The sequence below is a fragment of the Labilibaculum manganireducens genome (genome assembly GCF_963665805.2).
Lineage (GTDB): Bacteria > Bacteroidota > Bacteroidia > Bacteroidales > Marinifilaceae > Labilibaculum > Labilibaculum manganireducens.
Window position 1 is genome coordinate 2630410 of the sequence record NZ_CAXXEE010000003.1, and the last position, 24993, is coordinate 2655402.

Annotated in this window: 26 protein-coding genes and 1 riboswitch; of the genes, 7 read left to right on the plus strand and 19 right to left on the minus strand. The window is 36.1% G+C overall.

Features of this window, described 5'->3' with window-relative positions:
• Positions 1-3: 3 nt before the first annotated feature.
• The 16 genes from cobM to ACHZAX_RS10230 form a co-directional block, all read right to left on the minus strand.
• Positions 4-1833, minus strand: coding sequence for a precorrin-4 C(11)-methyltransferase (gene cobM / locus ACHZAX_RS10155; protein ID WP_320019025.1), 1830 nt, complete (start codon positions 1831-1833; stop codon positions 4-6).
• Between the two features lie 86 nt (positions 1834-1919).
• Positions 1920-3110, minus strand: coding sequence for a precorrin-6y C5,15-methyltransferase (decarboxylating) subunit CbiE (cbiE, locus tag ACHZAX_RS10160; protein ID WP_320019026.1), 1191 nt, complete (start codon positions 3108-3110; stop codon positions 1920-1922).
• On the minus strand, positions 3103-4506 hold the full coding sequence (cobJ, locus tag ACHZAX_RS10165; RefSeq protein WP_320019027.1) for a precorrin-3B C(17)-methyltransferase: 1404 nt from the start codon (positions 4504-4506) through the stop codon (positions 3103-3105). The genes cbiE and cobJ overlap by 8 nt, the downstream gene beginning before the upstream one ends.
• 6 nt (positions 4507-4512) lie before the next feature.
• The gene (cobI, locus tag ACHZAX_RS10170; RefSeq protein ID WP_320019028.1) at positions 4513-5226 is read right to left on the minus strand and encodes a precorrin-2 C(20)-methyltransferase; all 714 of its coding nucleotides are present in this window, start codon (positions 5224-5226) and stop codon (positions 4513-4515) included.
• Positions 5227-5316: 90 nt separating this feature from the next.
• Positions 5317-5547: a hypothetical protein gene (locus tag ACHZAX_RS10175; RefSeq protein WP_320019029.1), complete on the minus strand. Its 231-nt coding sequence runs from the start codon at positions 5545-5547 to the stop codon at positions 5317-5319.
• A 31-nt stretch (positions 5548-5578) separates the two neighbouring features.
• A riboswitch (cobalamin riboswitch) is annotated at positions 5579-5779 on the minus strand.
• A gap of 225 nt (positions 5780-6004) precedes the next feature.
• The gene (locus tag ACHZAX_RS10180) at positions 6005-7648 is read right to left on the minus strand and encodes an AMP-binding protein (RefSeq protein ID WP_320019030.1); all 1644 of its coding nucleotides are present in this window, start codon (positions 7646-7648) and stop codon (positions 6005-6007) included.
• Between the two features lie 400 nt (positions 7649-8048).
• Positions 8049-10007: a tetratricopeptide repeat-containing sensor histidine kinase gene (locus ACHZAX_RS10185; protein ID WP_320019031.1), complete on the minus strand. Its 1959-nt coding sequence runs from the start codon at positions 10005-10007 to the stop codon at positions 8049-8051.
• Positions 10008-10119: 112 nt separating this feature from the next.
• Positions 10120-10332 (minus strand): DUF5808 domain-containing protein, encoded by a 213-nt coding sequence (locus tag ACHZAX_RS10190; RefSeq protein WP_320019032.1) that lies wholly within the window; start codon positions 10330-10332, stop codon positions 10120-10122.
• A 246-nt stretch (positions 10333-10578) separates the two neighbouring features.
• A complete protein-coding gene (locus tag ACHZAX_RS10195; RefSeq protein WP_320019033.1) occupies positions 10579-11634 on the minus strand; it encodes a 4Fe-4S dicluster domain-containing protein in 1056 nt (351 codons plus the stop codon).
• A complete protein-coding gene (locus ACHZAX_RS10200; RefSeq protein WP_320019034.1) occupies positions 11615-11911 on the minus strand; it encodes a hypothetical protein in 297 nt (98 codons plus the stop codon). The genes ACHZAX_RS10195 and ACHZAX_RS10200 overlap by 20 nt, the downstream gene beginning before the upstream one ends.
• A gap of 10 nt (positions 11912-11921) precedes the next feature.
• Positions 11922-13856: a CoB--CoM heterodisulfide reductase iron-sulfur subunit A family protein gene (locus ACHZAX_RS10205; RefSeq protein WP_320019035.1), complete on the minus strand. Its 1935-nt coding sequence runs from the start codon at positions 13854-13856 to the stop codon at positions 11922-11924.
• Entirely contained in the window at positions 13853-13975 is a 123-nt protein-coding gene (locus tag ACHZAX_RS10210) for a hypothetical protein (RefSeq protein WP_320019036.1), read from the minus strand. Before ACHZAX_RS10210 ends, ACHZAX_RS10205 begins: the two co-directional genes overlap by 4 nt.
• A complete protein-coding gene (locus tag ACHZAX_RS10215; protein ID WP_320019037.1) occupies positions 13972-15273 on the minus strand; it encodes a CoB--CoM heterodisulfide reductase iron-sulfur subunit A family protein in 1302 nt (433 codons plus the stop codon). The genes ACHZAX_RS10210 and ACHZAX_RS10215 overlap by 4 nt, the downstream gene beginning before the upstream one ends.
• A 5-nt stretch (positions 15274-15278) precedes the next feature.
• Positions 15279-15686, minus strand: coding sequence for a hydrogenase iron-sulfur subunit (locus tag ACHZAX_RS10220; RefSeq protein ID WP_124994215.1), 408 nt, complete (start codon positions 15684-15686; stop codon positions 15279-15281).
• 2 nt (positions 15687-15688) lie between these two features.
• The gene (locus tag ACHZAX_RS10225) at positions 15689-15937 is read right to left on the minus strand and encodes a sulfurtransferase TusA family protein (RefSeq protein ID WP_124994216.1); all 249 of its coding nucleotides are present in this window, start codon (positions 15935-15937) and stop codon (positions 15689-15691) included.
• 33 nt (positions 15938-15970) lie between these two features.
• On the minus strand, positions 15971-16537 hold the full coding sequence (locus ACHZAX_RS10230) for a DsrE/DsrF/DrsH-like family protein (RefSeq protein WP_320019038.1): 567 nt from the start codon (positions 16535-16537) through the stop codon (positions 15971-15973).
• Positions 16538-17004: 467 nt separating this feature from the next.
• Between ACHZAX_RS10230 and ACHZAX_RS10235 the strand changes: the two genes are divergently transcribed.
• Together ACHZAX_RS10235 and rarD are read left to right on the plus strand one after the other, a co-directional pair.
• On the plus strand, positions 17005-17610 hold the full coding sequence (locus ACHZAX_RS10235) for a Crp/Fnr family transcriptional regulator (protein WP_320019039.1): 606 nt from the start codon (positions 17005-17007) through the stop codon (positions 17608-17610).
• 183 nt (positions 17611-17793) lie between these two features.
• A complete protein-coding gene (gene rarD, locus ACHZAX_RS10240; RefSeq protein ID WP_101308619.1) occupies positions 17794-18696 on the plus strand; it encodes an EamA family transporter RarD in 903 nt (300 codons plus the stop codon).
• A 2-nt stretch (positions 18697-18698) separates the two neighbouring features.
• Here the strand turns inward: rarD and ACHZAX_RS10245 are convergent, their stop codons facing one another.
• The 3 genes from ACHZAX_RS10245 to ACHZAX_RS10255 form a co-directional block, all read right to left on the minus strand.
• A complete protein-coding gene (locus tag ACHZAX_RS10245) occupies positions 18699-19154 on the minus strand; it encodes a YybH family protein (RefSeq protein WP_320019040.1) in 456 nt (151 codons plus the stop codon).
• A gap of 182 nt (positions 19155-19336) precedes the next feature.
• Entirely contained in the window at positions 19337-20218 is an 882-nt protein-coding gene (locus tag ACHZAX_RS10250; protein WP_320019041.1) for a transporter, read from the minus strand.
• An 18-nt stretch (positions 20219-20236) separates the two neighbouring features.
• Complete coding sequence (locus ACHZAX_RS10255; RefSeq protein ID WP_101308622.1) at positions 20237-20464, minus strand: putative signal transducing protein; 228 nt, start codon at positions 20462-20464, stop codon at positions 20237-20239.
• Positions 20465-21221: 757 nt separating this feature from the next.
• Between ACHZAX_RS10255 and ACHZAX_RS10260 the strand changes: the two genes are divergently transcribed.
• The 5 genes from ACHZAX_RS10260 (at position 21222) to ACHZAX_RS10280 (ending at position 24957) form a co-directional block, all read left to right on the plus strand.
• Entirely contained in the window at positions 21222-21596 is a 375-nt protein-coding gene (locus ACHZAX_RS10260; protein ID WP_101308623.1) for a response regulator, read from the plus strand.
• A 194-nt stretch (positions 21597-21790) separates the two neighbouring features.
• Entirely contained in the window at positions 21791-22672 is an 882-nt protein-coding gene (locus ACHZAX_RS10265; protein ID WP_320019042.1) for an alpha/beta fold hydrolase, read from the plus strand.
• A 53-nt stretch (positions 22673-22725) separates the two neighbouring features.
• The gene (locus ACHZAX_RS10270) at positions 22726-23181 is read left to right on the plus strand and encodes a methionine-R-sulfoxide reductase (RefSeq protein WP_320019043.1); all 456 of its coding nucleotides are present in this window, start codon (positions 22726-22728) and stop codon (positions 23179-23181) included.
• Positions 23182-23510: 329 nt separating this feature from the next.
• Positions 23511-24116 carry a MarC family protein gene (locus tag ACHZAX_RS10275; RefSeq protein ID WP_320019044.1) on the plus strand — a complete coding sequence of 202 codons (606 nt, stop codon included), beginning with the start codon at positions 23511-23513 and terminating at the stop codon, positions 24114-24116.
• A gap of 100 nt (positions 24117-24216) precedes the next feature.
• Positions 24217-24957 (plus strand): sulfite exporter TauE/SafE family protein, encoded by a 741-nt coding sequence (locus ACHZAX_RS10280; RefSeq protein ID WP_101308627.1) that lies wholly within the window; start codon positions 24217-24219, stop codon positions 24955-24957.
• Positions 24958-24993 lie beyond the last annotated feature (36 nt).

The window sequence follows — 24993 nt, forward strand, 5'->3', positions numbered from 1 at the left end:
TTGCTAATTATCAATTCCCTTTCTGCAGCCGTGTGTAAATTTAGGATCGTATAATAATGATCTGTTTTTACGGTTTCCAATGGCTTCACCAACCACAATCATCACCGTTAAGGACAATTTGTTTTCCTTCACAATTTTTGCCAGATCTTTCAACTCACCTCTCCAAATCTTCTCCTCTTTCCAGGTCAGTTTGTGACAAATGGCCACCGGTGTGTTTTCCGGATATCCTTCCAGTAAATCAGCCTGCAGTTTATCCACCAAAGTCACACTTAAAAACAAACAGATCGTGCTTTGGAATTTGGCGAACTCAGCCAATTGTTCTCTAGGTGGCATCGGTGTTCGGCCTTCTCCGCGGGTCAGGATAATTGATTGAACCTTTTCCGGAATTGTAAATTGAGATTTTAAACGTGCAGCCGCAGCCTGAAAGGACGAAATACCCGGAACAATTTCATAATCCATTTCGTGCTGATCAAAAAAGTTCATCTGCTCCTGAATGGCACCGTAAATACACGGATCACCTGTATGCAAACGTACAACCAAACCTCCTCTGTCGTAATGTTCCTTCATCACATCAAACTGCTCTTCGAGAGTTAAATCTGCGGAGTTCCGTATCACACAGGAAGCTTTTCCATAATCGGTTAATTCCCTTGGCACCAAACTTCCTGCATATAAAATCAAATCTGCTCTTTTTAAAAGGCTCTTGCCACGAACAGATATTAAATCGGGTGCCCCCGGTCCCGCACCAACAATAAAGATCTCCCCTTTCCGCTCCTGTTTTGCATCCATTGCCAGAGCCAAAGTAAAATGCTTTCCATTTGCATCAACATGCTTGCTTTTGGTTTGAATCAAGGCTTTCGCACCACTTGCAATTAGTGCCGATGCCTCGGATACATTTACAGCTCCTACCTCACGATGCGCTGCCTCTGAATAAGAAACCTCACCTTCTTTTTCATTTAATTCTTCGGAAGAGTAAGTAATGAAGGATAAATTAGTGGTCTCGCTGAATTGTTTGTAAGCCTCTTCGTTGGCCTTTACTGTGATACTGTGAATGCTTTTTAAGGATGCAAAAGCCAAGTGGTTCGCCTCAAACCGGGATCTTAATTCCTTTTCAAAAGCTTCCACTCTAATTCCTTTTTGTGCACCGGTACCAACCACAATGCATTTAGGGCGGAAAAACAAACTTGGAATATTTGTTTCGTACAAAGCGGGAGTCACAGCAATCAGCAGCTCAAAATCTTCCTGCTTAATCTGATCAAATTGATAGAAAACTTCCACAAAATCAGGACAGGAATCCTGTAAGGCCTGTGTTCCCTCATTTTTCATCTCCAAGACTAAGGCTGTTTTCTTTTGATTTACAAAGGCAGCAATCAAATCGTTCTCAGTGGCATTCTGATATTCATTCGCCCAGTCGTATTTTTTGCCAAAGATATCCAATGCCCAAAGTTCCAATGTATCACTTGCTGTTGTAATTATCGCTGTTCCATTGGTGATTTCAGCAATTTGCTGAGCATACTCATTTGCACCGCCTTTGTGTCCCGACAAAACCGACTGCACATATTTTCCATGCAAATCCATATTGATTACTGCCGGATCTATCGCTTTATTCTGGATAAAAGGAGCAATACTTCTTATGCAAATGCCCATAGCTCCAATAAAAATCAGCAAATCGGCTACCTGAAAATATTCTGAAAGAAAATCCGGTAAAGAAGAAATTTTATCGCTGCCCGGATATCCGGCAACGGAAACAATCGTACTTCCTTCCATTTTTGCAGCAATGCGTTCGGCTGTTGCCATAGCAAAACTGTTGTTGATAATGATGAATGTATTGCTCATGTATTTTTGCTTTTAGCTGTTAGCCTGTCGCCAATAGCTTTTTCTTAGTTATTTTACTTCGTGTTATCCTTCGTTTTCCTTTGTGGTTAATTTCTTTTTTTAGCCTGAAATATTACAATCGGGTTGTGATTATCCTGCTGTATAATCATCTGATCGGTAATCTCCATTTGAAGTTCTTTTGCTGCCTGCAGAAAATCCTGCTTGGTTGCTTCGCTTACGGCATTAAAAACAAGAATTCCATCATCATGCAAAACAGCATGTAAACGATGCATCATTTCGTTCAATTTGCCTCCGTGCCCGCCAATAAAAATCCGATCCGGACTTTTAATTGCAGACAAATCGATATTGAAAAAATCACCGTGAATGCCTTCTATTCCCGGCACGCAAAATTTTCGTTGATTCAATTTCAATAGCTCCTTGGATTCTTCTCTGCGTTCAAAAGCAGTCACCTGCAAATGCGGAGCAAACTGCTTGGCTTCAATGGAAACTGAACCCGTGCAATACCCAACATCCCAAAGGTGTTTTGCATCATTCAATTCTAAAAATGAAATGGAATTCAATCGGATGCTTCGCTTGGTTATCATCTTTGGCCTGCCTTCCAGAATGTGAAAATCAGCCTCGTGAATGCCCAATGTCCGTTTGATCTCCCTCTCCTGAATCAGCACCAGACAATTTGGATGAGCAAAGTCCTTCTCAACAACATCCTGCAATGAAATTTCTGTACAATACTGCTCTTCTCCTCCCAGTTTTGAACCTACAATCATCTTGTAATTGCCGAAACCGGCATCCAGCATTCTTGCAGCAATTGTGGCCGGTGTTTTTCTCTTATCGGTAAGAACACCAATGCATTTTTTACCCCGAATCAATTCCTGATCCAAATTCACCCAATCTCTTCCGGTCAGGGTGCAAATTGTCATTTCGCCATAAGCCAATTGAAACTCATGTGCCAGCAACTGCAAACTGTTGAAATAAGGGTACACCTTTATTTTTGTATCCGGAAAACGGCACTTGATCGTGTTGCCGATACCAAAAAATAATGGGTCTCCGGATGCAATCACCACAATGGGTTCATCAATCTGCTCGTAAACCAGAAAGCTTCCCTCCAATGGAATAACGACATCAATCCATTTGGCATTTTCAGGCAAATAAGAAGCAACCAAATTTCTGTGGCGCTTTCCTCCCGAGAAATAGTGATGATTTTGCAGCACCTCCTTCACCTCATCAGAGAGATTCACTTCCATTCGGTCGGGTATTCCAATGATGTAAAAATTAAACATCTCTCCCGGGTTTTAAATCGTAAGCGTCTTCCAAGCTTAAGATGGCATTCACAATGGTTGCAGCCAATGTTGAACCACCTTTTCGTCCTTCAATAATAACAGCAGGTAAATCTGTAAAACTCTTCACTCTGTGTTTTGATTCCTTCACATTCACAAATCCAACCGGAGCAGCTATGATTCCGGCTGGTAGAATGTTTTTACTTCTCATTAAGTCAGTTAATTCGATCAAGGCTGTTGGCGCATTTCCAAACACATACAATGCATCCGGATGCTCCTCTGCTGCCAAACGAATTCCCGCCTGAGTACGGGTGATGCCATGTTTTTCGGACAATTCCATGGTGCGGGGATCGTGCAAATAACATTTGATCTCAACGCCCATTCTATCGCAGGCTTTCTTGCGAATTCCCGACTGAACCATAGTAACATCGGTAATAATTACACCTCCTTTTTGGAGGTATTCATTTAATTTTGGAGCTGCATTGTTCTGTACTTTCAAAATCTCAGCCAATTCAAAGTCTGCCGAAGTATGAATGCAATGCAAAAGAATCCATTTCGTTTCCAAGGGCAAATCCATTTCTTTCAATTCTGCAGCAATGGTTCGAAAGCTTTCCTGCATAATCAAAGGACCCGGTCTTCCCTCCTGCTCCTCTTTATTATAGTATCCTCGTGGTGTAATAAACCGATCACCTGAAATATAGCTTTGTGAATTCCCAACAATCACCAGTGAAAACATGTCTGCCATTTCAGGATCAAAATCGCGTAGGTTTGTCAAGGTAATTTGTTCCTCGGCACGAGCCACCTGGCGTACAACAGCAACTGGTGTAGTATCTTCTCTCTCCTCTAAAAACAGTTCGCGTAAGCGATACAATTGCCAATATCTTTTATTGCTTTTGGGATTGTAAATTGCAGTTACGAAATCGCCCATAGCAGCTGCCTTTATTCTCTTCTCGATCAAAGCATAACTGGTGAGTAAATCCGACAAGGAAAGAATCACCAAATCGTGACTTAACGGTGCGCCCAATTTTGCAGCCGCAGCCTGAAAAGCAGAAATCCCAGGTATAACTTTTAGCTCTACTTTCGATTGTGTTTTCTCAGCCATCTCGAAAACAAGCGATGCCATTCCGTAAATACCGGCATCGCCAGAGCTGATCACAACAACATCTTTCCCTGTTTCAGCCAATTCAAATGCCTTTTCGGCGCGCTGCACTTCCTGACGCATTCCCGTATCCATGCATTCTGTTCCTTCTTTCAGAAATGATTCTATGAACTGAAAATAATATTTGTATCCAATCACCACATCGGCTTCTCTTATTGCATCTATTGCAGGATTTAAAAACAGATCCGGACTTCCTGGTCCAAGGCCTGCAACGGTTATTTTTCCTAATCTATTTGGCATGATATATTATTTATTTCCGTAAAAAATTAAAATGGCGAAGTATGGAATCTTCCTGTCCTTCAAACTTTCCATATCGGTGCAGGTAAACTGCTTTTGAGTTCCTAAATATTCACCGTAAAAGAACTTCAGATCACTATTTTGAATGAACACTTTAATCCAATCACGAACCATTGATAACTTCATCAAAACGACAGTTTGGTTCTGCTCCAGCAAAGATTTCAGTTCCTCTTCATTCTCTATGTCCGGAGCTATTAATAATTTATCGTTCTGAGTTGCCAATGCCAGTTTTCCTGCTGATCCTCCCAAAATAAAAGCCGGAACTCCCGGAATCATCTCAAAATCGACACTATTCTTCCTGAAATCTTCAAGTAAATAGGAAAATGTGCTGAAAAATGAAATATCTCCTTCGCTCACCACTGCTACCTGTTTGCCTTCCTTAACATCCTTCTGCACTTTCCGAAACAAATCTGCATATGCTTTTTCGGCCGCCGATCGATCCTTGCTCATCGGCACTGTAATGGGCACAAACTTGTTCTCTTCTACATCCAGTTGTTTCAAAATCACCAATGAAAAACTATCCTGATTCCCTTTTGATGATTGCGTTGCCGGATAGTAAATCTTCTCTGATTTCTTCAAACAGTTCAAAGCTTTCACCGTAATTAACTCAGGGTCTCCCGGACCTAAGGCCACTCCAAACACTTTACCTCTTTCACTTATCATGTTATCTTATTTTTAAAGCATTCAAACGGATGTTTGCCTTTAATTTATAGTACATCAATTCTAACCTGTTGCGAACAACAAGCTGAATTATTAAATTGTATTAATTGGGAATAGAAACTGACTCCAAAAATTAATTTTTTGCAAATGGCATTTTTCAACCATCACTTCTTTAATTGATTGGAAATTCAACCAGTTCGTTTTATCAAAAAACGAGATGAACAGAGAGCCATCTTGCACTGATTTAAAATTGGAAAATTGGTTCCGCAATAATGAACCACGCATAATATGCCATGTAGGCACACATTTAGTAATTTTCTTCATAATCTTACTTTTAGTCCCGAAAGTGTCGATTAAACAAAATTGCTTTTAGGCAGGTTTTCTGACTTTCTCCCTCTTGTTGCGCCTTCCCATATCTTCCATAAGATACAGTGGCATCATGCAACCGAGTTTGGTATAGAGATTACAGCTGCGGGTACAGTTCCGGACTCAAACCGGATTCCCTCTTTAATATTACATCAAGTGATATGATATTGCCAAATCGCGAAACAAATGTATCAATATTAATTCAAGATACTAACAATCTATTTTATGAATGTAAAAAACCAAAGCAAATCATCCACCATTAAACACTGATTATCATCTAAATAACAATTACAGTAAGATCTTATTTCTGTCTAAAAACATAAAGAACAAGAAATTTTCAGATCATAAAAAAAACACCCCAAATGTTAGGTGTAACATTTGGGGTGAAATTTATTCTTAATAGTCTTTTTTGTTTCTAATGATATAAAAACCGCTTTATTTTATGCGTTGCCGTTTTTTGAAATGGGTCAATTTGGGCGATCACTAACTGAACCTGCGAAAATTTATTTACACGTGAATTCACATAAACCTGTAATTCCTTCATTAACTCATCAACAGTGTCATCGACATAATTCCCCACCTCTTTTTTAAGATGTTGATATTGCTGTTCCAATTCCTCATAATTAAAATGAACCATTGCAACCAATTTTCCTTTCTGTTCAATAACTACAGACTCTATTACATGTTTAAAGTTATTGATTACCGATTCTATTTCTTCCGGATAAATGTTTTCTCCGCTTGATCCAACAATCATATTTTTCAATCGACCTTCGATATATAAATAATTGTCTTTATCCATTTTTGCCAAGTCGCCGGTTTTAAACCAGCCATCTTCTGTTAAAACCTCCTTGGTTTTTTCCGGCTCTTTATAGTAACCCATCATCACATTATCACCCTTTGCCCATACTTCTCCAATTTGAGTAACAGGATCAGGATTATTGATTTTCAGCTCAACTCCGACTAAAGCAGGCCCTGTAGATTGAAATTTAGTAATTGCGGGACCACATCCTGCAATTAATGGTGCCGTTTCAGTTAATCCATAACCAATAGCATAGGGAAACTTTGCTTCACGCAAAAACAGTTCAACCTTAGAGTTCAATTTAGCTCCGCCGATACCAAAAAAAGTTAATTTACCACCAAAGGTTTCCATTAATTTTTTTCCGGCAATTGCGTTCAGCTTCTTGCGGAAAAACGGAATTTTATATAAATATTTGGTAATGGCTTTCCCATTAATCGACGGTAAAATTTTACTCCTGTAAATCTTCTCGATAATCAATGGAACCGAAAACATGATGGTTGGCCGCACTTCTTTAAATGCTGACAATAACAATGAAGGCACGGGAGCTTTTCCTAAATAATAGATACAGGAACCGGCAATCATAGGAATCACATATCCCAAAGTATTTTCATAGGTGTGCGACAAAGGTAAAATTGAAAGAAAACGATCCGTTTCATCTATAGGATGGATTGTTTTTGACAGAATAGCATTGGAGCAGATATTTTTATGAGACAACATAACCCCCTTAGAGTTGCCTGTTGTTCCAGACGTATAAATAATTGCAGCCATATCATCCTCACAAACCTGATAATCCTGCTTTGGTTTTTCAGAAAGATCAAATTTCGGTGAAGATTCATTTGTATGAATTAAATTGAAATCTTCAATCGCAATAATCGATTGTAAGGTTTCAATTTTAAGGTTTTCAATTTTAGAGCGCAAACCTGTCGAAACAAAAACAGCTTTTGCTTCAGAATGGCTTAAAATATTTTCAATCTCAAACTGACTAAAATCAGGTAACATTGGAACAACAACTGCACCCATAAAAGTTGTTGCATAGTAGGCCATGCCCCAATTAGGCATGTTCGTACTCAACAGAGCAATTTTATCACCTGGTTTAATTCCCAACTTCTCAAAAAAAGCAAGCAGGGCTTGAATATTTGCATAAACCTCGTTATAAGTAAAGGGAGTTTGCCCAACAAGGGCCATTGCATTACAGTTGCCGAATTTCGCTGCCGTTTCCGAAAAAAGTGCAGGAAAAGTTAAACTTTTATACTGTTTCATCATGGTTTTATTTGTCCGTTGCAGCTCAATATTAAGGTTGAATTAACACAAACTACATACGCAAGTTATAAAAAAAACAACATTGGTATTCAATTTTCACCAAATAGCTTAATCGATTGTATTTTCATGAAATAAATAACACCCCACCCAAACGCCTAAAAATAAGCTTATTGACCTATCTTATACTTCACTGCAACACTAAAAATAATTCCACTTCATAAATCCTGAAATAATTCTTTTTTTAATACATTAAAGCCCCCAAACCTTAACCTGTATCAATGAAGCGTCGTCAGTTTCTCTCTTTATCTGCTCTTGGCGCAATTGGCTTACGAGTCTGCCGCAAAACATAGAAAATCTCCTGAATTTTATTCTAATATCATGTTAAAATGATTCTTTCTTTTTAACCAGGAAACTCAATTTCGAAAGTACTTCCCTTTCCCAATTCGCTTTTCACTTTAATTGTTCCCTTGTGAATTCTAATTAATTCGGAACAAATACTTAATCCCAAACCTGTACCCTGTTCTTTGTGCAGACCTTGAGTACTATTTGTTGTTTTTGAATTATCAAACAATCCATCCATAATTTCCTGCGGCATCCCGGTGCCATTGTCTTTTATTTTAATATTAACATGAGATTTTGTTCTGGCCGCATCCAATCTAATCAAACCTCCTTCATTTGTGTATTTAATGGCGTTTGAAATTAAATTATTTAAAATTGCTCGGAGAATATCTGGATCGGCCATAACCTCTTCTTCAATTAAATTGTGGAATTCAATCTTTATTTTATACTGTTGCAGCTCTGATTCAAAAAAACTGTTTAACTCATCAAACAGCCGATCAAATGATATTGGTGTTGGGTAATACGAAATAGCCCCTGTTTGTGATCTCGACCAATCCAATAGATTGGTTAACAACTTCATTCCTTCCACTGATGACTGATGAATATAACCGGCAAACTTCTCCGTATTTTGATAGTCACCTTCTCTACTATCTTCCAATAATAATTCACTAAATCCGATTAACGAATTAAAAGGATTTTTCAAGTCATGAGAAATTACTGAGAATAATTTATCCTTTGTCTGATTAATTTCGGCTAACTGAAGATTTAATTTCCGCTGTGACTGATAGCGCCAATAAAGAACAACAGCAATTATCAGCATCAGAATGATAATGATCACTAAATATGATTCTTGAAATTTTCGGGATTCCAATTCCTGCTCTGTTTCGGATAAAGCTTGCCGAATCGTAAATCTATTTTGCATCTCTTCAATAATCTCAAACTGCTGAATAGAAAGAATGGAATCATACGTTAATGAAAAATGATTATAACTTTCAATCGCTTTGGACTGATCATCAATAATTTGATAGAGCTCAGCAAATGCTTTATGTGTTTTTAAGATTTTGGCATTTAATCCTAATTTATTGGCTATATTCAATGCCTTATGAAGAGCAGTTTCTGCTTTAGTCCGCTCCTTTTTATGAGCATAAATGAGAGCCAAACCAATATAATCATCAACCAAACCAAAATTATGCCTGCGCTCCTGATTTAATTTCAATGCTTTCTGATAATATTCAAATGCTTTATCGTACTCCTTTTTCAGATACAATATATTAGCCATTCCAGACAGACAAAACGCAGCATATCTTACATTACTTGAACCCAGACTTTTGTGATAAGACTGCTGATAATATTTCATTGCAACATCAAGATCTCCTTTTGCCTCGTAAGTCCGTGCAATTTCCAAGGTAACCGACCCCATCCCCAATTCATTTCCTAACTCCTTCCACAATAATTTTGCCTTTTCAAAATATTCCAATGCCAAATCAAAATCTTTCTTCTCACGATGTACCAGACCCATATTCACGTAAGCATATGATTTTCCCGCAGAATGATTAAGAATATTGAATATCTGCAATGAATATTCGGAAAATTTTAAGGCCAACGGTATATTTCCAGTTAATAAATATAAATCCCCTAAATTGTTATACGAATAAGCCAGCTGCACTGAGTCTTTTTGCTGCAGACTATACTCCAAAGCCCGGTGTAAGTATGGAATTGATTCTTTCGTTTTGTATAAGTAGTGCAATTGAACAACTCCAATAAACCCGTAGAGTCTTGGCAATTCTTTTTTTATATCATATTGAATAGCTAATTGCAAAGCCTGCTGCCCAAGAATAATTGCAGAATCAGAATTAATTTCCCGCAAACTCCAGCATCTATCTCCCAGCAATCTTACCTTTTTCGAAATTTCTACCTCCGAGAAAAGTTCAGAAACCGTTTTACCTCCCGACTGGGCAAACGTGACTGTGGTAGTAAATACAAATATGATAAAAATAAGAAAGCGCCGGAATCGTATCATCAAGTGTCCAATTAAGAAAACTAAATATAAAACAAATTCCATGGAGAAAATTGATTTACCAAAATTATGAATAACCTTTTTGAGTAAGGATATTTATATGAATGTAGAACAACTAAAATAGTTGAGAACCTACAATAATTAACACAATTGCAATCGCAATCAGATACGTATATGGATTTGCAAAATTAAAAGTCCACCCCAACATCGGATTGTATTTTGGAACAATTAATCGTGGATCTTTTCGGTTGCAATAAAATGGTCCATGCCAATTTCCCAGATTCTTACTCATTGAATCTAATAAATGTTGATCAAGTTTTCTTCTCATGATTAAATATTTTTATTTCATGATTTAACCTTTCGTAAAGATAAATAAAACAAATACCAACAAAAAAATTGGCCTCAAATCAGAAAACTAATTTGAGGCCGCAATATTCTTTCGATCTTGAAATTCTTTAGCAAGACTTTTAAATTAATTCCCGTCATTAAAAGTACAGTGAATGAAAAGCAGATCCAAGGACACTTTACTTAAACAACAGCCATTAACAATATTACCCTGCTAAAACAATTTTAATTAAGATACCGAAAGACTTTTTAATTTCTCAAAATACATAGCAAACGAACGATATAAAAAATGTGTCCACTTCCCAAAAGGCACTATAATAACAGCCCACTGCACAAGAACGGTTAAATGAATTAAATACATCCACATATTAGTTTCCAAAATATCTAAATCGATAAATAAACGGACAACAAAGGCACTCAATCCCATTAGAAATAGCCAGATTACAAAAAACCAATCGCTTGGATGTGAATTTTTACTCACCTGTGTTTTTTTGTTAAGGCGTCCAATCATGAAAATAAATGTTACTGAAAAAATAACTGCACTTTCAAGATAACCCAAAACCAGAATAAAACTGCTGTCAGTTGCAAACCAATCCAAAAACACCGTTGTAAAAAGCAATGATAAATAACCAATTACAAGAATTAAGTGCTGAAACCAGCGCGTCTGGCTATCGTCACAACCCAATGTTCTCTTTTGGGTGAACATGTGTACAATTAGTTCGCTAAATGATTTTAGATAAGCAGAAAATGACGCATTCACCTTTGGTTTTCGGATTACCATATTCCACATACGAATAAGATTCGGAAGTAAAATCAGTAGAAAAACACTACCAATTGCCGACATCTCAAAATAATGACCGTAATGCAACAATAATTCAGGTTCGAAATTAAGACTTGATGCAAACCAAATTACTCCTACTGCCAACAAAACAAATGCAATAACAGATGTACTTAGAGATTTATACAGCATCCCTGAAAGCCCTGTCCAATCATATTTTGAAGTTAGGTATCTGCGAAGTGACATCATTAATTCACCTGGCTCTGCTTCACGTGGGCACGTTGCACTGCAATCACCACAATAATAGCACAACCAAGGTTCCAATGAAGTTTGAATTTCGTTTTCCAAACCAAGTACACTATATCTTACCATTTTTCGTGGAAACGAGTTGTCTTCGTCTGACAAAGAGCAAACAGCTGTACAATTCCCGCAATTATAACATGCGTTTGTATCAAAAGCGCCATAGCTTTGCAACTCAGTTGTGAATTTAGGATTTATCCTTGCCATTGTCTTTTATTTTGTAATAAAAATATTCGTCCATATCATCAAGGCCGCCTGTTTCAACAAAACCGTATTTCATCAAGCTCATCAACTGATACAACACCTCATCTCCAGGTATATTTAGTGCTTTGGATAGTTGAGGAACGGTTTTATCCCCTTCTTTCAAAGCATCCATCAGTATTTTTTTTGTTTTTGTAAAATATTTAAGGTTCTCCATAACCTCTTTGGCTACGGGGTTCTTTTCTTTCCGATATTTTGCGGTTTTACCTTTTTCAACTTCCATATTCATAGTTTTAATCGGTTGATACTAAAGCGTCAATCATACTTTCAATTTGATTGTCAGTATATCCTATCAATTCAATTGCATTGGACGGACAAACAGGCATACACATTCCACACCCTTTACAAACAGATTCATTTACAACAGCAACCACCTTACCATTAACATCTGTTTTTGCTAAAGCATTAAATGGACATGCATCATCACATTTACCACACCACTGGCAGTTATCAACATCAATTTTGGCAATGGTAGGTGAAAGAGAAAGTTCTCCCGAAGCAATTAATGAAAAAGACTTGGTTGCAGCAGCCAAAGATGAATTCATTGATTCCATAATATTCTTTGGCCCTTGAGAAGCACCTGCAATGGTTACACCATCAATTACTGTTTCAACTGGCCGCAGCTTCATATGAATTTCATTAAAGAAATTATCTCTCCCCTTAGGAATTTTCAGTAGGCTGCCAATTGAATTGTCCTGACGTGGTACCATACCAGTTACCAAAACCACCAAATCAGCTTCCACTTCCAAAGTTTTATCGGCAGTTAAAATATCGTTAATAGTAACAATAGTCTTATCTCCATCCTTAGACACAACCGGTGGATGATCTTCAAATGACTGCAAGTAAATATCCCCCAAACGAGAAGATTCATCGTATAAAACTTCCTGTTTTCCATAGGTTCTAATTCCTCTGTTAAAATGGAAATTATACAGATCTTTGTATTTCTTTTTAGCAGTGATTGCAGCATGTATGGCAGCTGTGCAGCAATACCTTGAGCAATATTTATTATCCCCGTCAACCTGACGACTGCCTACACAATAGATATAAGCGACATTCTTAACCTCTTTACCTTTATAAACAAGCTTATCATCGCAATAATGAACCAAACGTTTAAATTGAGGAAGAGTAACAACATTGTCAATAGTTTTATAACCAAATTCGTCATTTTTTGGCTCATATGGATCAAAACCTGTTGCAAGAAGTACAGAACCAACTTTAATATTTAGAAATTCATCCTTCTGACTAAAATCAACATTTTCGCAAACTTTTTCACACTCTCCACAGCGGGTACAATTCTCTATGTCGATTACCGGAAGTTGAGGATACTCACCGGGAAAATTGTGATAGATAGCCTTCCGTGTAGTAATATTAAAATTAAATTTATCGGGAACAACTACAGGACAAACTTCAATGGCTTTCCCTAAATTACCCTCGTTACAATTTAATTTGATATGGCGGGGGGAAATTCTCACTTTCAATGAGATATTTCCAACACTCCCGCTATTCTCAATAATTTCAGCCCCAGTAAATAATGTAATATTTTTGTGATTCATTGCTTTGTCGTAAAGACGGGTAATCAACTCTTTACCAGTCTCATCTGATACAAACAAATCATCCCATTGAGCAACTCTACCCCCAACAAAAAATTCACGTTCTATTAAATAAACCTGAGCTCCTGATTCAGCTAATTGGATTGCTGAACGAAGCCCTGCAATACCGGCACCAACAACAGCAACAGCATTAGTCGCCGCTACCCGAAATGGTTCAAGGGCATTCGATCTCTTCACTTTTGCAACAGCCGCTTTCACAATTTGAATTGCTTTTTCGGTTGCCCCAACTTTATCATCAGAATGAGCCCAGGAAGCTTGCTCTCTGATATTTGCATGAATATAATTGTATTTATTCAACCCGGCTCTTTCAGCAACAGCGCTAAATGTAAGTAAATGCAATGTAGGAGAACATGAAGCGACAACGGCACCATCCAATTGCTTTTCTGCAATATCTGTAACCATATCCTTCTGGTTGGAATCTGCACAGGCAAACATAGTTGTTTTGGATAAAAAAACGCTTTCATCCTTCTCAATCTCGGCCCGAACCTTTTCCACATCAACGTAATCAGAAATATTCCCTCCGCAATGACATACGTAAACACCTATTTTCTTTTTCATATGTTTATAATTTTAAACTTTTGCCATATAGCCTGTCCCGAACTTGTTTCGGGAGAACTTACCATGCTGAAATAATCATCTCCCTGTATGTCAAAATATCCTTGGCATAGACGTTTCATAGCGATGCCCTCCTTAAATAGCTTGTAGTTTCTGCCGAAGCAGCACCTGCTGACAATATTGAATCAGGAATATCCATTGGACCCGCAGCAGTACCAGCAACAAATACACCATCAATGCTGGTTTCAGCAGGACTGGCCAGAATATCATTTTGATTGATAAATCCATAATCATCTAATCGTAACGATTCACCTTGGAAAGAATCAGAAATTTCAGAATTAGACATCACCCCCACTGAAAGTACAACCATATCATGTTCTGCTTCCTTCACCTTACCTTCTTCAATATCTTCATATCTTAGAATTAAGTTTCCGTTTTCTTTCTCAGTGATATTACCAATTTTACCTTTAATAAATTCTACCCCCATATCTTTAGACTGATCGTAAAATTCATTAAAGCCTTTTCCAAATGCTCTGATATGCAAGTAATAGATGGTCACATCAGCCATTGGCAGCGATCCCATTAACAATTGACCTTGCTTTATGGAATACATACAACATACCTGGGAACAAATTGGGTTACCAACCGATTTATCGCGTGAACCTGTACACAGTACATATGCGATATTATCCGGCATTTTTCCATCACCAGGTCTCAAAATGGTATTAAAGGGTCTGGTTGGAGCAAGTTGTCGTTCCATTTGCATGGAAGTAATTACATTTTTATATTGTCCGTAACCGTAACGCGGAATTTTAAGCGGATCAAACAAGTTAAAACCGGTAGCCACAACTACGGCTTTCGCCTTAACAATAAAGTCATTGTCTGTTTGTGTAAAATCAATACATCCTGTGGGGCACACTCTTTCACATGCTCCGCACAAAGTGCAATTTACAATATCGATAGCTGCAGCACGAGGACTCGCAATACTAAATGGAATAAAAGCAGCTTTACGCCCCACCAAACCTTGTTGATATTCGTCTATTACACTAACCGGACATGCTTTCTCACACAATTGACATGCTGTACAGTCCTCTATATTTACATATCTTGGTTTTTGATGTACGTGAGCCTCAAAATTATGTTCTCCAATTTTATCAATCTTCTTAGCCTCAGCACTAAACATGATCGTAATATTGGGATGTCTGGATATTTCAGATACTTTGGGAGTAGTGATACAAGCCGCACAATCCAGAGTTGGGAATACCTTGCTAAGTGCAATCATCTTTCCACCCAGAGATAAGTCTTTCTCTACCACCAAAACCTTATAATTAAGATTTGCGAGATTAAGAGCCGCTTCTCCGCCGGAAATACCACCGCCTACAACAAGAACATCATATTCTAATATTTTCTTTTCCGACATTCTGCTTAGTTTGAAGAATTCATTAAATAATTAGTAAAACTCTTTACATGTTTTACGAATGGCTCACTGCACACAGAACATATGGCCGCCATTTTAAGACGAGCTGGATCCATTCCTTTTTGCTTTAAAAGTTCTTGAGTTGCACCTACAAGCTGACCGGTTTTATCGACACAAGATTCACCATATGGACAGTCGGTTCCATCAGCAGCTATAAATACACCATCAAACCCTTGCTCAAGGGCATGTAAAATCCACTTTGATTTGATTCCACTTGAGCAAGGAACTGTGATGGTATAGACAGTAGGCGGATAATGTAATTTCAATAAGCCCGCCATATCAATGGCCGGATCGGAGATTTTTTCTGTTGAAAAAACCAAAATCTTCGGGCTTTTATTTACTTTTTCCGCTCCCATCTTTATTTTTTTAGATAAATTTTATAAAATCCTGATTCTTCCAGTGTTCCTAAACATTCGAACCCTTTTTTGTTACACCATTTTGGAATATCATTTCTTGTACCTTCATCGGCAGAAAGAATCTCCATAATTTGACCTTTATCAATAGTTCCAATTGCTTTTTTGGCAGCTAATAGTGGTCCGGGACATGAAGTTCCACGTGCATCTACAGATGTATCTGCTTTTATTTCCAATAATTCTTCTTGTGTCATGATCTTAAATTTTAATAATTAAAAAAATTCTCTTTATATAAATAACTGTGATGTGCTCTCACCCATATCTCCGGCAAATGTTACAGCACCTGCAAAACGCATATTTGGATAATCAATCAATTCTTCTTTTTTTATTCCCATCAAATCCATCGACATCTCGCAAATAGTAATTTCGATACCAAACTCACCAGCTTGTTTAAACATTTCTTCCAAAGAAAGAACACCATGCTTTTTCATTATCGATTTGATCATTCGTGGTCCCATTCCGCACATATTCATATTCGATAATTTCAATTTCTCCTTTCCTTTAGGAAGCATAACGCCAAACATTTTAGAAATAAAATTCTTTCCCGAAACTGTTTTTTTAGGATCACGTAAAGCGGCAAGGGCCCAAAATGAAAAGAATAATTTTACTTCTGTATCCATTGCAGCTGCTCCGAGAGAAATAACCATAGCAGCCAAAATTTTATCAAAATCACCTGATACAACCGCGATTGATAATTGATCTTGATTCATACCTTCCAGCATGGAAACCTTTGCAGTAAGGGCGTCAATTTGTTTTTGAAAATCAACAGCCTGAATTTCTGTTACTTGTTGCATTTTAGTTTTGAATTATATTAATAAACTTATATCTGAGTTTTGAGCAAATGTTTGATCTTGACTTTTTCCGCACACACCAATTATTAAATCACACATATCCAGAACAATTGCCCCACCAAGAAGAACAGTTCTGACAATCAATTTTTAATATGTCATTTGATTTTCAATTCGTGTTGATTGCAAATATATAGAGAGGAAAAATGCCTTCTGGCTTTTAAGGCGTGATGTGAAATATATTTTAATGTGATTCATATCACATTATAGAAATATTTATATATTTACATCTAGTTTCATTACTATAACACAGTAAAAACATATTAAATACACATATTTGACTCAAAATCAGAACAATTAATAAATAATTATTTCTTTAATCCTGATAAGAATAATTTATGAATGAAAAATCATGTAAATTTTGCAGCAACAGGTCGTCTGCTACAAATTTTTTAAACGATAAAGAACTAAAAATGCTTGAGGAAAGCTGCGTAGATGTACAATTCCAAAAGGGTGACGTAATTTTCAGACAAAATGCTCTTTCTTCAAATATTATCTTTGTAAAAAGTGGATTGGTGAAAATACATATTACCGGTCCTGAGAGAGAACAAATTTTAAAGATTATTAAAGGCCCTATTTACCTTGGAATTCCTACTACTCTTGGTGATAAGGTGAATCATTATTCTGCCACAGCATTAATGGAAACAAGAGTTTGCTTTATTGGTTTAGACTCTTTTAAAGATTTTATTGCATCAAACAGCGATTTTGCCTACGAAATAATCACCGAATTATGCAAGAATGAATTAGGGCATTTTGATCATTGTGTAAATCAAGTGCAAAAGCAAAGCCAGGGAAGAATTGCCGAAGCTCTTTGCTTTTTTGCTGAAGATATTTTTAATGAGCCAAATTTTTCACTACCTCTCTCCCGACAGGAATTTGGTGACTTAACCGGTAATTCCAGAGAAAGTGTTTCCCGGATACTTGCCAATTTAAATAGCGATGGTGTAATATCATTAAATGGGAAAAACATACATATTTTGGATATGGAACGCCTGAAAAGCATCAGGAAAAATGGTTGAATCTCTATAAAATACCATTCTTAAATATTCATCTACCTGCTCTTACAATTCATTCAGATTATTTATTATAAAAGATAAATTCTCCATACATCATTCTTTACGTCTTTTAAATTCGATATCTGGCGAGCAAACAATTTTGATTTTAATTACATTTGCCCAACCAAAACCACCACACACATATCTATGGAAGATACAAAGAATGCCACAATGGGATATGTATATGCCCTTCAAGCCTTTTTAACCTGGGGAATACTGCCCATATTCTGGAAATTGCTTTCCAATGTTTCTGCCATAGAAATTTTAGCACATCGAATTTTTTGGTCGTTTGTATTTCTAATAGTTCTGTTACTGCTGACCCGGAAAAAAAATGTATGGAATTTATTACGGCAAAAGAAAACGCGCAAGAGTTTAATCATATCATCTCTGCTTATCGGTTTAAATTGGGGACTATTCATTTATGCCGTAAATGCAAAACAAATTGTTGAAGCTAGTCTGGGCTATTATATCAATCCTATTGTAAACGTAATACTTGGAATGATTGTTCTTAACGAAAAATTGGATAAGCTAAAATACATTGCGGTATTAATAGCATCGACTGCAGTTATTTACCTAACAATTGATTACGGAAAATTCCCTTGGATCTCTATTGTTTTAGCTTGTTCTTTTGGTTTATATGGTCTTACAAAAAAGACTGCTGGAATTGAAGCAATATCTGCTCTGGCTGTTGAAACGCTAATTCTGGCACCATTTGCACTGGGATATATCCTATATAAAATGTGGATTGGAAACGGAGCTTTATTTACCGGCAGTATTTCAACCTCAGGCTATTTAATGCTAACGGGAATTGTTACCACTCTGCCATTATATTGGTTTGCAAAAGGAGCACAACGAATTCCACTATCTGCTTTAGGATTTATGCAATACATCGCGCCTACCCTAATGTTATTAATTGGCGTATTAATCTACAACGAACCATTTAAACACGAACAACTTATTGCCTTTGGTTTAATCTGGATTGCATTAGCTCTTTACACAACATCTATAATCAGAAATACAAGAAATAAAATTAAATCGGCAAAACCCTGATCCTATTTTCCCAAGCCCTGATTTCCAGAATCAAGTACGTATTTCCAATCACCATTTTCATCTTTTTTCCAAACTGAGACATAGGTTCCCTGATACAGGGAATCAACAGTCTGATAAGAATAAGTTCCGTAGGTATAACCCAATTCTCCCGATTTTGAAACATCAGCATCCAATGGGCTCCATGTAAATATAATTTGAGTATCATCTCCTGAAAATTGTTTCTTAATATTTTCTTTTCCTACAAGCGGATAATTATTATCCTGAAGCATAACCGCCGCCTCCGACGCATATTTAAAAAAGGCTTTGTTCATTCCATTCTCCAAACAATAATCAGAAAAAGCCATATCGGTTTCAATTAGTAATTTTTGGTTTTCTTCGTATTCTTCAGATAAATGACAAGAGCTAAAAGTAAAAAGTAAAGCAATCACAATGAGCATACTAATGTTGTAATTTTTCATATTTTCCATTTATTAAATCCGTTCTAAAAATAAAAGATATCACAAAAAATTACCATTTTTAAAATACAACAGGAACAAATTTATTCAAACGATAAATTTCAAGCCCTCTTGAATAGAGTAAAAAAGCTTGCTCAGAGATTCTGAACAAGCTTTTTTCTGAATTGATGTATGCAATACCTTTGTTAAGGCATTCTAATTGATAATCCTAAACTAATAAAAAAATCCGGAGAAACCTTACTTAATCCAATCCCAGTTGCAAAATCGAGTTGTAAATCATCATTTACCGAGTAAGTCATTCCGGCATCCCAACGATGGTCATTTTTTCCTTCTTTAGGAAGAAAACCATATAATTCTGCGAAAGCTCCTAATTTTTCCGATAAACTCATCCCTATTACAGCGGTATAAATTCCTACAGCAGTATTGCCTCCCTCAGCACCACTCCAAGCTACCCCTAAGTTACAACCCAACGACATTGCTTCATTCAGTGAATATTCTCCGTTAACACGAAAATCAGCACCTAAGTATTTATTTTCATAAACGCTTGCTCCGGTTTTTGGAAGCGTAAAAGTGGTCATAATGGCTAATTTTGGCAACCCTTCGCTTTCCTCCTGTAATTGAAATTTTGCACCAACAACTATTGGAGCAAAACCACTTTCATCAAAACTACCACCATCTAACGAAACATTGGTTCCCAAATAAGCAAGTCCTAAACGAAGCTCTATTTTCTCTAAAAGACCATATCGAACCAATGTTGAATTGTACGTTGTGTTGTTGATTTCTGAATTGTATTTTTCAAACGAAAAACCGGATTCTATTTGAAATCCCTTCAAAGATACAATAGTCGCGGATTCAGTCTGGTCGGGACGATCTGTTACCATATCTGCCTTCTCCTGAGCAGTTAACCACCCAGAGAACAACACAGCAACAGCTAATAATGATATTTTTTTCATCATGTTTTTCATATGATAATAATTTGTTTTTATTTGCCATATAGCCTGTCCCGAACTTGTTTCGGGAGAACTTACCATATAATCATCTCCCTGTGTGTAGAAAGCTTTATACATGGACGTTTCATATAATTACTATTCTTTTTGCAATTCTTCAATACACATTCTTGCCTTTTCAGCATCCTCATCTGCAACCAATAATTCAACAGAATCGGGCACACCGCCTATTCCAACAATGGTACCTGAACTAAAATCATCTTTCAATAAAGAAGCAATTCCAGCCTCCTCCAATCTTTCCTTATAATACTGCACGTCAATAATCGATCCTATAAATACGCAGGTTAGTTCGCTTCCGTCTGTCATGATAAGTAATGTTTTAAAGATTTATGTTTCCTAAACCGAAGATATAGAAAACTTTCCATATTTCTAATTTCTATTTATTAGAAATATGCGACGCATCCATTCTCCATCATCCAGAATATTGATTTTATGAATCTTACAAAAGCAGCCTATTGCAGTATACTTTTACAAACGGGCAAAATAAAATTCATTCTTTGTAACAATTGGCCTGCTTTTCTATGGACATCCTACAATATTTTGTCTCAATTCATCCTAAATGATTGTAACCGCAGAAGGATAGAAATTAAAAGAAACAAAAAAACATTTAATTTTTGCTATTTTAATCATTTTGACGATTTCCATATTCAGACAAAAAATTCCATCGAATTGGTAAAAAAGAAGGAAGCACTAGTTTCTGAACCTATGATGGATTTAATCTGCTTCAGTAGTTCTCCGGCATAATTTTACATGTATAAAGCATCCTCGGGTATTTAATGGTTCCGACTCCACCTCTAAAACTGTATTTGGAGAAATAATTCATAATTGGGTTTTAATTAGGTAAATTGATGCTATTCAATTTTTGGTGACAAAAAGAAACGACTAAAAGAATTTTAATTTAAAACCAATACTTATAAAGCACAACAGATTAATTATCAATAAATTTAGAAACAGAACTAAATTATTAACACAAAATTTATTCTTTTCTTTTTTCCAAAAATTAAAATTGATTTAGATAGTTCGAAAAGATACTTTACATTTGATATAATAAATAATTATCTATATGAATAAGGAACAAAATAAACTCATCCTGGTTGTTGAAGATGAAGAATTCAACAGAATATATTTTGAAGAATTACTAAATCAGATCAACTGTAACGTATTAGTTGCTAATAATGGCATTGAGGCTGTTGATATTTGCCAAAAAAACGATAAGATTGATTTAGTGCTTATGGATATTAAAATGCCATTAATGGATGGATATGAGGCGACTAAAAAGATTAAAAAAATCAGACCCAACCTTCCGATTATAGCGCAAACCGCATTCGCTCTGCTTGGCGATAAAAAAAAATCATTGGAAAATGGCTGTGACGATTACATTGCAAAGCCTGTAAAAAAGGATATTCTCATTCAATTAATAAGAAAGCACCTGACTTAAACGAACTAATCCTTTTTATTCTTATTTTCTGGTTCATGATATTTTATGAATTTAATATTGAATCCTTACTAAATTTCGCCCACCTCTCATTAAAATATCACCTTATAAATTAAGAATTTATAACATTTCTACTCTTGTAATTCAGACTAAAAAGTATTTTATTACACCTAAGTAGAATTTAAAGAATAAGGAAGATGAGGAGAAGGATTAAAAAGCTGTTGTATGTTTCCGGATTTGCAATTTTATTACTGGTTACTATCGGATTTGTAATCTTTCAAAAATTCAAAGCTGAATTTGATGATCAGAAAATAATAAATGAATTTCATGCTCAAAATATTTTTCCTCATAGTGAAATGATTCCTTACAAAGGAAATGAAATTCATACCATCTATATTGGTGATTTATCAAAACCTAAAGTTTTATTAATTCACGGTTCTCCCGGATATTGGTTCGATTTCAAGTATATTTTTGCAGATAAAACACTTCAAAAAGAATATTGTATAATTTCCTATGATCGACCTGGTTATGGGAAAACCACTGTTCCTGCACAAAAACACCTTGGCGATCAGGCAAAAGTTGCTGCCGCTGTTCTTAACCATTATGGAAAATCAAATGAAAAATTTACAATAGTAGGACATTCTTATGGTGGAGCCGTATTGGAACAAACAATTCTTGATTTTCAAACCAAAATAAGTCACGCCATATACGTTGCACCATGTTTATCTCCTGAATTCCAGAAAGCGAAATGGTACAATCTTATGATATCAGGCGGTTTAACAAATAAAATATTACCGCACGAATTACGAAACAGCAATCTGGAAATGATGGCTTTGGAAAATGATTTAAGCCTAAACGAAGGAAGATTACACGAAATTAATATCCCTACAAGCTATATACAAGGCAAAAAAGATGTTTTAGTGCCTTACCAAACACAAGCCTACTACCTTAAATTTCATAAAAATGCAGATCATAAATTGCTCGAAGATTTGAATCATTTTATTCCATGGTCGAATCCGGAACTTATTGTTCAGGCAATAAAAGAAGCAAATTCGCTGAATAGGTACAGTAAATTTTGAACTGAATCGTTTTTCAATTAACTTTAGAATCATTAAAAATAAGGAGGCGAATTATGAAGAGATATATCATTTTACTTGGACTTATCCTTTTTGTTAGTAACAATCTATTAGCACAAAAAGCAATGACAAAAGATAAATACAACGCGCTTAGCGCAGATGAAAAAAGGGTAATTATTGATAAAGGAACCGAATATCCGGGAACCGGAAAGTATTTACACAATAAAGCAAAAGGTGTTTATACCTGCAAGCAATGCAATGCTGAACTTTATCGATCGGACAGTAAGTTCGAATCAAATTGTGGATGGCCCAGCTTCGATGATGAGATTGATGGTGCAGTGAAACACATTCCTGATGCAGATGGAAGACGTATAGAAATTGTTTGCGCTAATTGCAATGGACACCTGGGTCATGTATTCACTGGAGAGGGATTTACAAAAAAAAATACGCGGCATTGCGTCAACAGCATCTCCCTCAATTTCGTACCATCGGAGGAGATTAAGAAGAAATAACAGAACATATAATTGTAAAAAAGACTTACCTCAGGTAAGTCTTTTTTTGCATAAACTACTAATACCTACTCTTCCTCCATAAAATATTTCAGCTAAGTTTAGAGGCAATTTCAAAAAAAGATATATCTTCGCGAAAGTTTAAAATTTTAACACGATTATTGTTTTTCTGTTTTATTTTAAACATACATATCAGTTTTATAGTTATTTTTCACAACAATAGCTTACTAAAATTAGAAGTTAGAAAGCCTGAACTTACTCATTAGATTAAAAAATTTGTAAGTTTATCCGAGAATCAATAGCTACACTTACAAGTCCAAAATTTTATTGTCATGAATTTCAATTTTATTCAAATCATCACCTCTTCAATGGTTCTTTTCGCAGTAATAGATATTATTGGATCCATTCCAATCATTGTAGATTTACAGAAAAAAGGAGGTAAAATTGAAGCCCTTAAAGCAACTCTTGTTGCACTTATTGTACTAATAGTCTTTACTTTTCTAGGTCAGAAACTTCTTGGACTATTTGGAGTTGATATTTCAAGCTTTGCAATTGCAGGTTCATTTATTCTATTTATTATGGGTGTAGAAATGGCTTTGGGAATCGAGATTATTAAGTATGATGGTCCCAGTGGTGTTTCAATTGTTCCAATCGCCTTCCCGTTGGTAGCTGGTGCTGGTTCATTTACAACGGTTCTTGCATTGCGTGCCGAATATGCAATGGAAAACCTAATTGTTGCCATTGTGCTAAATATGATATTTGTTTACATCGTACTGCGGTCAACGAATCTTGTTGAGCGCATTATAGGCGAAGGTGGAATTCATGTTTTGCGTAAAGTTTTTGGAATTATTTTGCTGGCCATTTCGGTAAAGCTGTTTATGACTAACGTAGCAATTCAGATTTATTCCTTATTTCCTTTCTTAAGGGAGGTTCTATAACATTTCTCAGAAAGGAATTTTAAGCATATTTAACGCTCAACATATTTTTGAATCCACTAACTTTGTATCATTCAAATACAAATTATTAATTGGTTTCCTAATGCATGACATTACCATAATTCAGATCATTCTCTGCACTATCGTTATCCTTTCGGCAGCATTTATAAAAGGGATGACCGGTTTTGGATTTGCATTACTGGCAATCCCATTTCTTTCTTTTATTTTCCCCATGCAGGTATTGGTTCCTGCCATGAGTTTATTCAATTTAATTACCAGTCTGGTGATTCTGTTTAAACTGCAGGAAAAAATAAGGGCATACTATTTTATTCCCATGTTTATTGCTAGTTTAGGAGGAATTCCTTTAGGTATTTATGCTCTTGAATATGTTAGCAGCGATACTTTACGACTTATAACCGGAATTCTCATTATTCTGTTTTCGATACAAATGTTAGGCAAGGTGAAATTGGCCAAACGCTTTTTAAATTTGCCAATTGTTTTTGCTGGTTTCATAAGCGGTCTTTTGGGCAGCGCCATATCTGTGGGTGGTCCCCCATTGGTTATTGCAATGAATCGTAAAGGCTATTCAAAAGAAAGGTTCCGTGGTGTATTTGCCTGGTTCAGTACTTTTTCAGCCTTTTTCACAACAGCAGCCTTTTTAATGAAAGGCATGATTGAAATGGAATCTGTAAATCTTGCTCTTTTCTGCCTGCCTATTCTATTTTTTGGATCGCATTTTGGAGCTAAGTTTTCCGGGAAAATTGAGCCTGAAAAATTCCGAAAAATAGTGATTGGGATTAACATCATTACAGGATCCTTCATTGTGATTTCGAGCCTTATTTAGCCATCCAAAATTAAGAGCATAAAAAAGGATGTTCCT

Coding starts and splice junctions, on each gene's coding strand:
- cobM (WP_320019025.1), bottom strand. CDS start 1,833: ATGAGCAATACATTCATCATTATCAACAACAGTTTTGCTATGGCAACA.
- ACHZAX_RS10270 (WP_320019043.1), top strand. CDS start 22,726: ATGAAGAGATATATCATTTTACTTGGACTTATCCTTTTTGTTAGTAAC.
- ACHZAX_RS10185 (WP_320019031.1), bottom strand. CDS start 10,007: ATGATACGATTCCGGCGCTTTCTTATTTTTATCATATTTGTATTTACT.
- ACHZAX_RS10275 (WP_320019044.1), top strand. CDS start 23,511: ATGAATTTCAATTTTATTCAAATCATCACCTCTTCAATGGTTCTTTTC.
- ACHZAX_RS10195 (WP_320019033.1), bottom strand. CDS start 11,634: ATGGCAAGGATAAATCCTAAATTCACAACTGAGTTGCAAAGCTATGGC.
- ACHZAX_RS10245 (WP_320019040.1), bottom strand. CDS start 19,154: ATGAAAAATTACAACATTAGTATGCTCATTGTGATTGCTTTACTTTTT.
- ACHZAX_RS10205 (WP_320019035.1), bottom strand. CDS start 13,856: ATGAAAAAGAAAATAGGTGTTTACGTATGTCATTGCGGAGGGAATATT.
- ACHZAX_RS10225 (WP_124994216.1), bottom strand. CDS start 15,937: ATGACACAAGAAGAATTATTGGAAATAAAAGCAGATACATCTGTAGAT.
- ACHZAX_RS10230 (WP_320019038.1), bottom strand. CDS start 16,537: ATGCAACAAGTAACAGAAATTCAGGCTGTTGATTTTCAAAAACAAATT.
- ACHZAX_RS10265 (WP_320019042.1), top strand. CDS start 21,791: ATGAGGAGAAGGATTAAAAAGCTGTTGTATGTTTCCGGATTTGCAATT.
- ACHZAX_RS10215 (WP_320019037.1), bottom strand. CDS start 15,273: ATGTCGGAAAAGAAAATATTAGAATATGATGTTCTTGTTGTAGGCGGT.
- cbiE (WP_320019026.1), bottom strand. CDS start 3,110: ATGTTTAATTTTTACATCATTGGAATACCCGACCGAATGGAAGTGAAT.
- ACHZAX_RS10180 (WP_320019030.1), bottom strand. CDS start 7,648: ATGAAACAGTATAAAAGTTTAACTTTTCCTGCACTTTTTTCGGAAACG.
- cobJ (WP_320019027.1), bottom strand. CDS start 4,506: ATGCCAAATAGATTAGGAAAAATAACCGTTGCAGGCCTTGGACCAGGA.
- ACHZAX_RS10235 (WP_320019039.1), top strand. CDS start 17,005: ATGCTTGAGGAAAGCTGCGTAGATGTACAATTCCAAAAGGGTGACGTA.
- ACHZAX_RS10260 (WP_101308623.1), top strand. CDS start 21,222: ATGAATAAGGAACAAAATAAACTCATCCTGGTTGTTGAAGATGAAGAA.
- ACHZAX_RS10250 (WP_320019041.1), bottom strand. CDS start 20,218: ATGTATAAAGCTTTCTACACACAGGGAGATGATTATATGGTAAGTTCT.
- ACHZAX_RS10255 (WP_101308622.1), bottom strand. CDS start 20,464: ATGACAGACGGAAGCGAACTAACCTGCGTATTTATAGGATCGATTATT.
- rarD (WP_101308619.1), top strand. CDS start 17,794: ATGGAAGATACAAAGAATGCCACAATGGGATATGTATATGCCCTTCAA.
- ACHZAX_RS10220 (WP_124994215.1), bottom strand. CDS start 15,686: ATGGGAGCGGAAAAAGTAAATAAAAGCCCGAAGATTTTGGTTTTTTCA.
- ACHZAX_RS10200 (WP_320019034.1), bottom strand. CDS start 11,911: ATGGAAGTTGAAAAAGGTAAAACCGCAAAATATCGGAAAGAAAAGAAC.
- ACHZAX_RS10190 (WP_320019032.1), bottom strand. CDS start 10,332: ATGAGAAGAAAACTTGATCAACATTTATTAGATTCAATGAGTAAGAAT.
- ACHZAX_RS10280 (WP_101308627.1), top strand. CDS start 24,217: ATGCATGACATTACCATAATTCAGATCATTCTCTGCACTATCGTTATC.
- ACHZAX_RS10210 (WP_320019036.1), bottom strand. CDS start 13,975: ATGAAACGTCTATGCCAAGGATATTTTGACATACAGGGAGATGATTAT.
- cobI (WP_320019028.1), bottom strand. CDS start 5,226: ATGATAAGTGAAAGAGGTAAAGTGTTTGGAGTGGCCTTAGGTCCGGGA.
- ACHZAX_RS10175 (WP_320019029.1), bottom strand. CDS start 5,547: ATGAAGAAAATTACTAAATGTGTGCCTACATGGCATATTATGCGTGGT.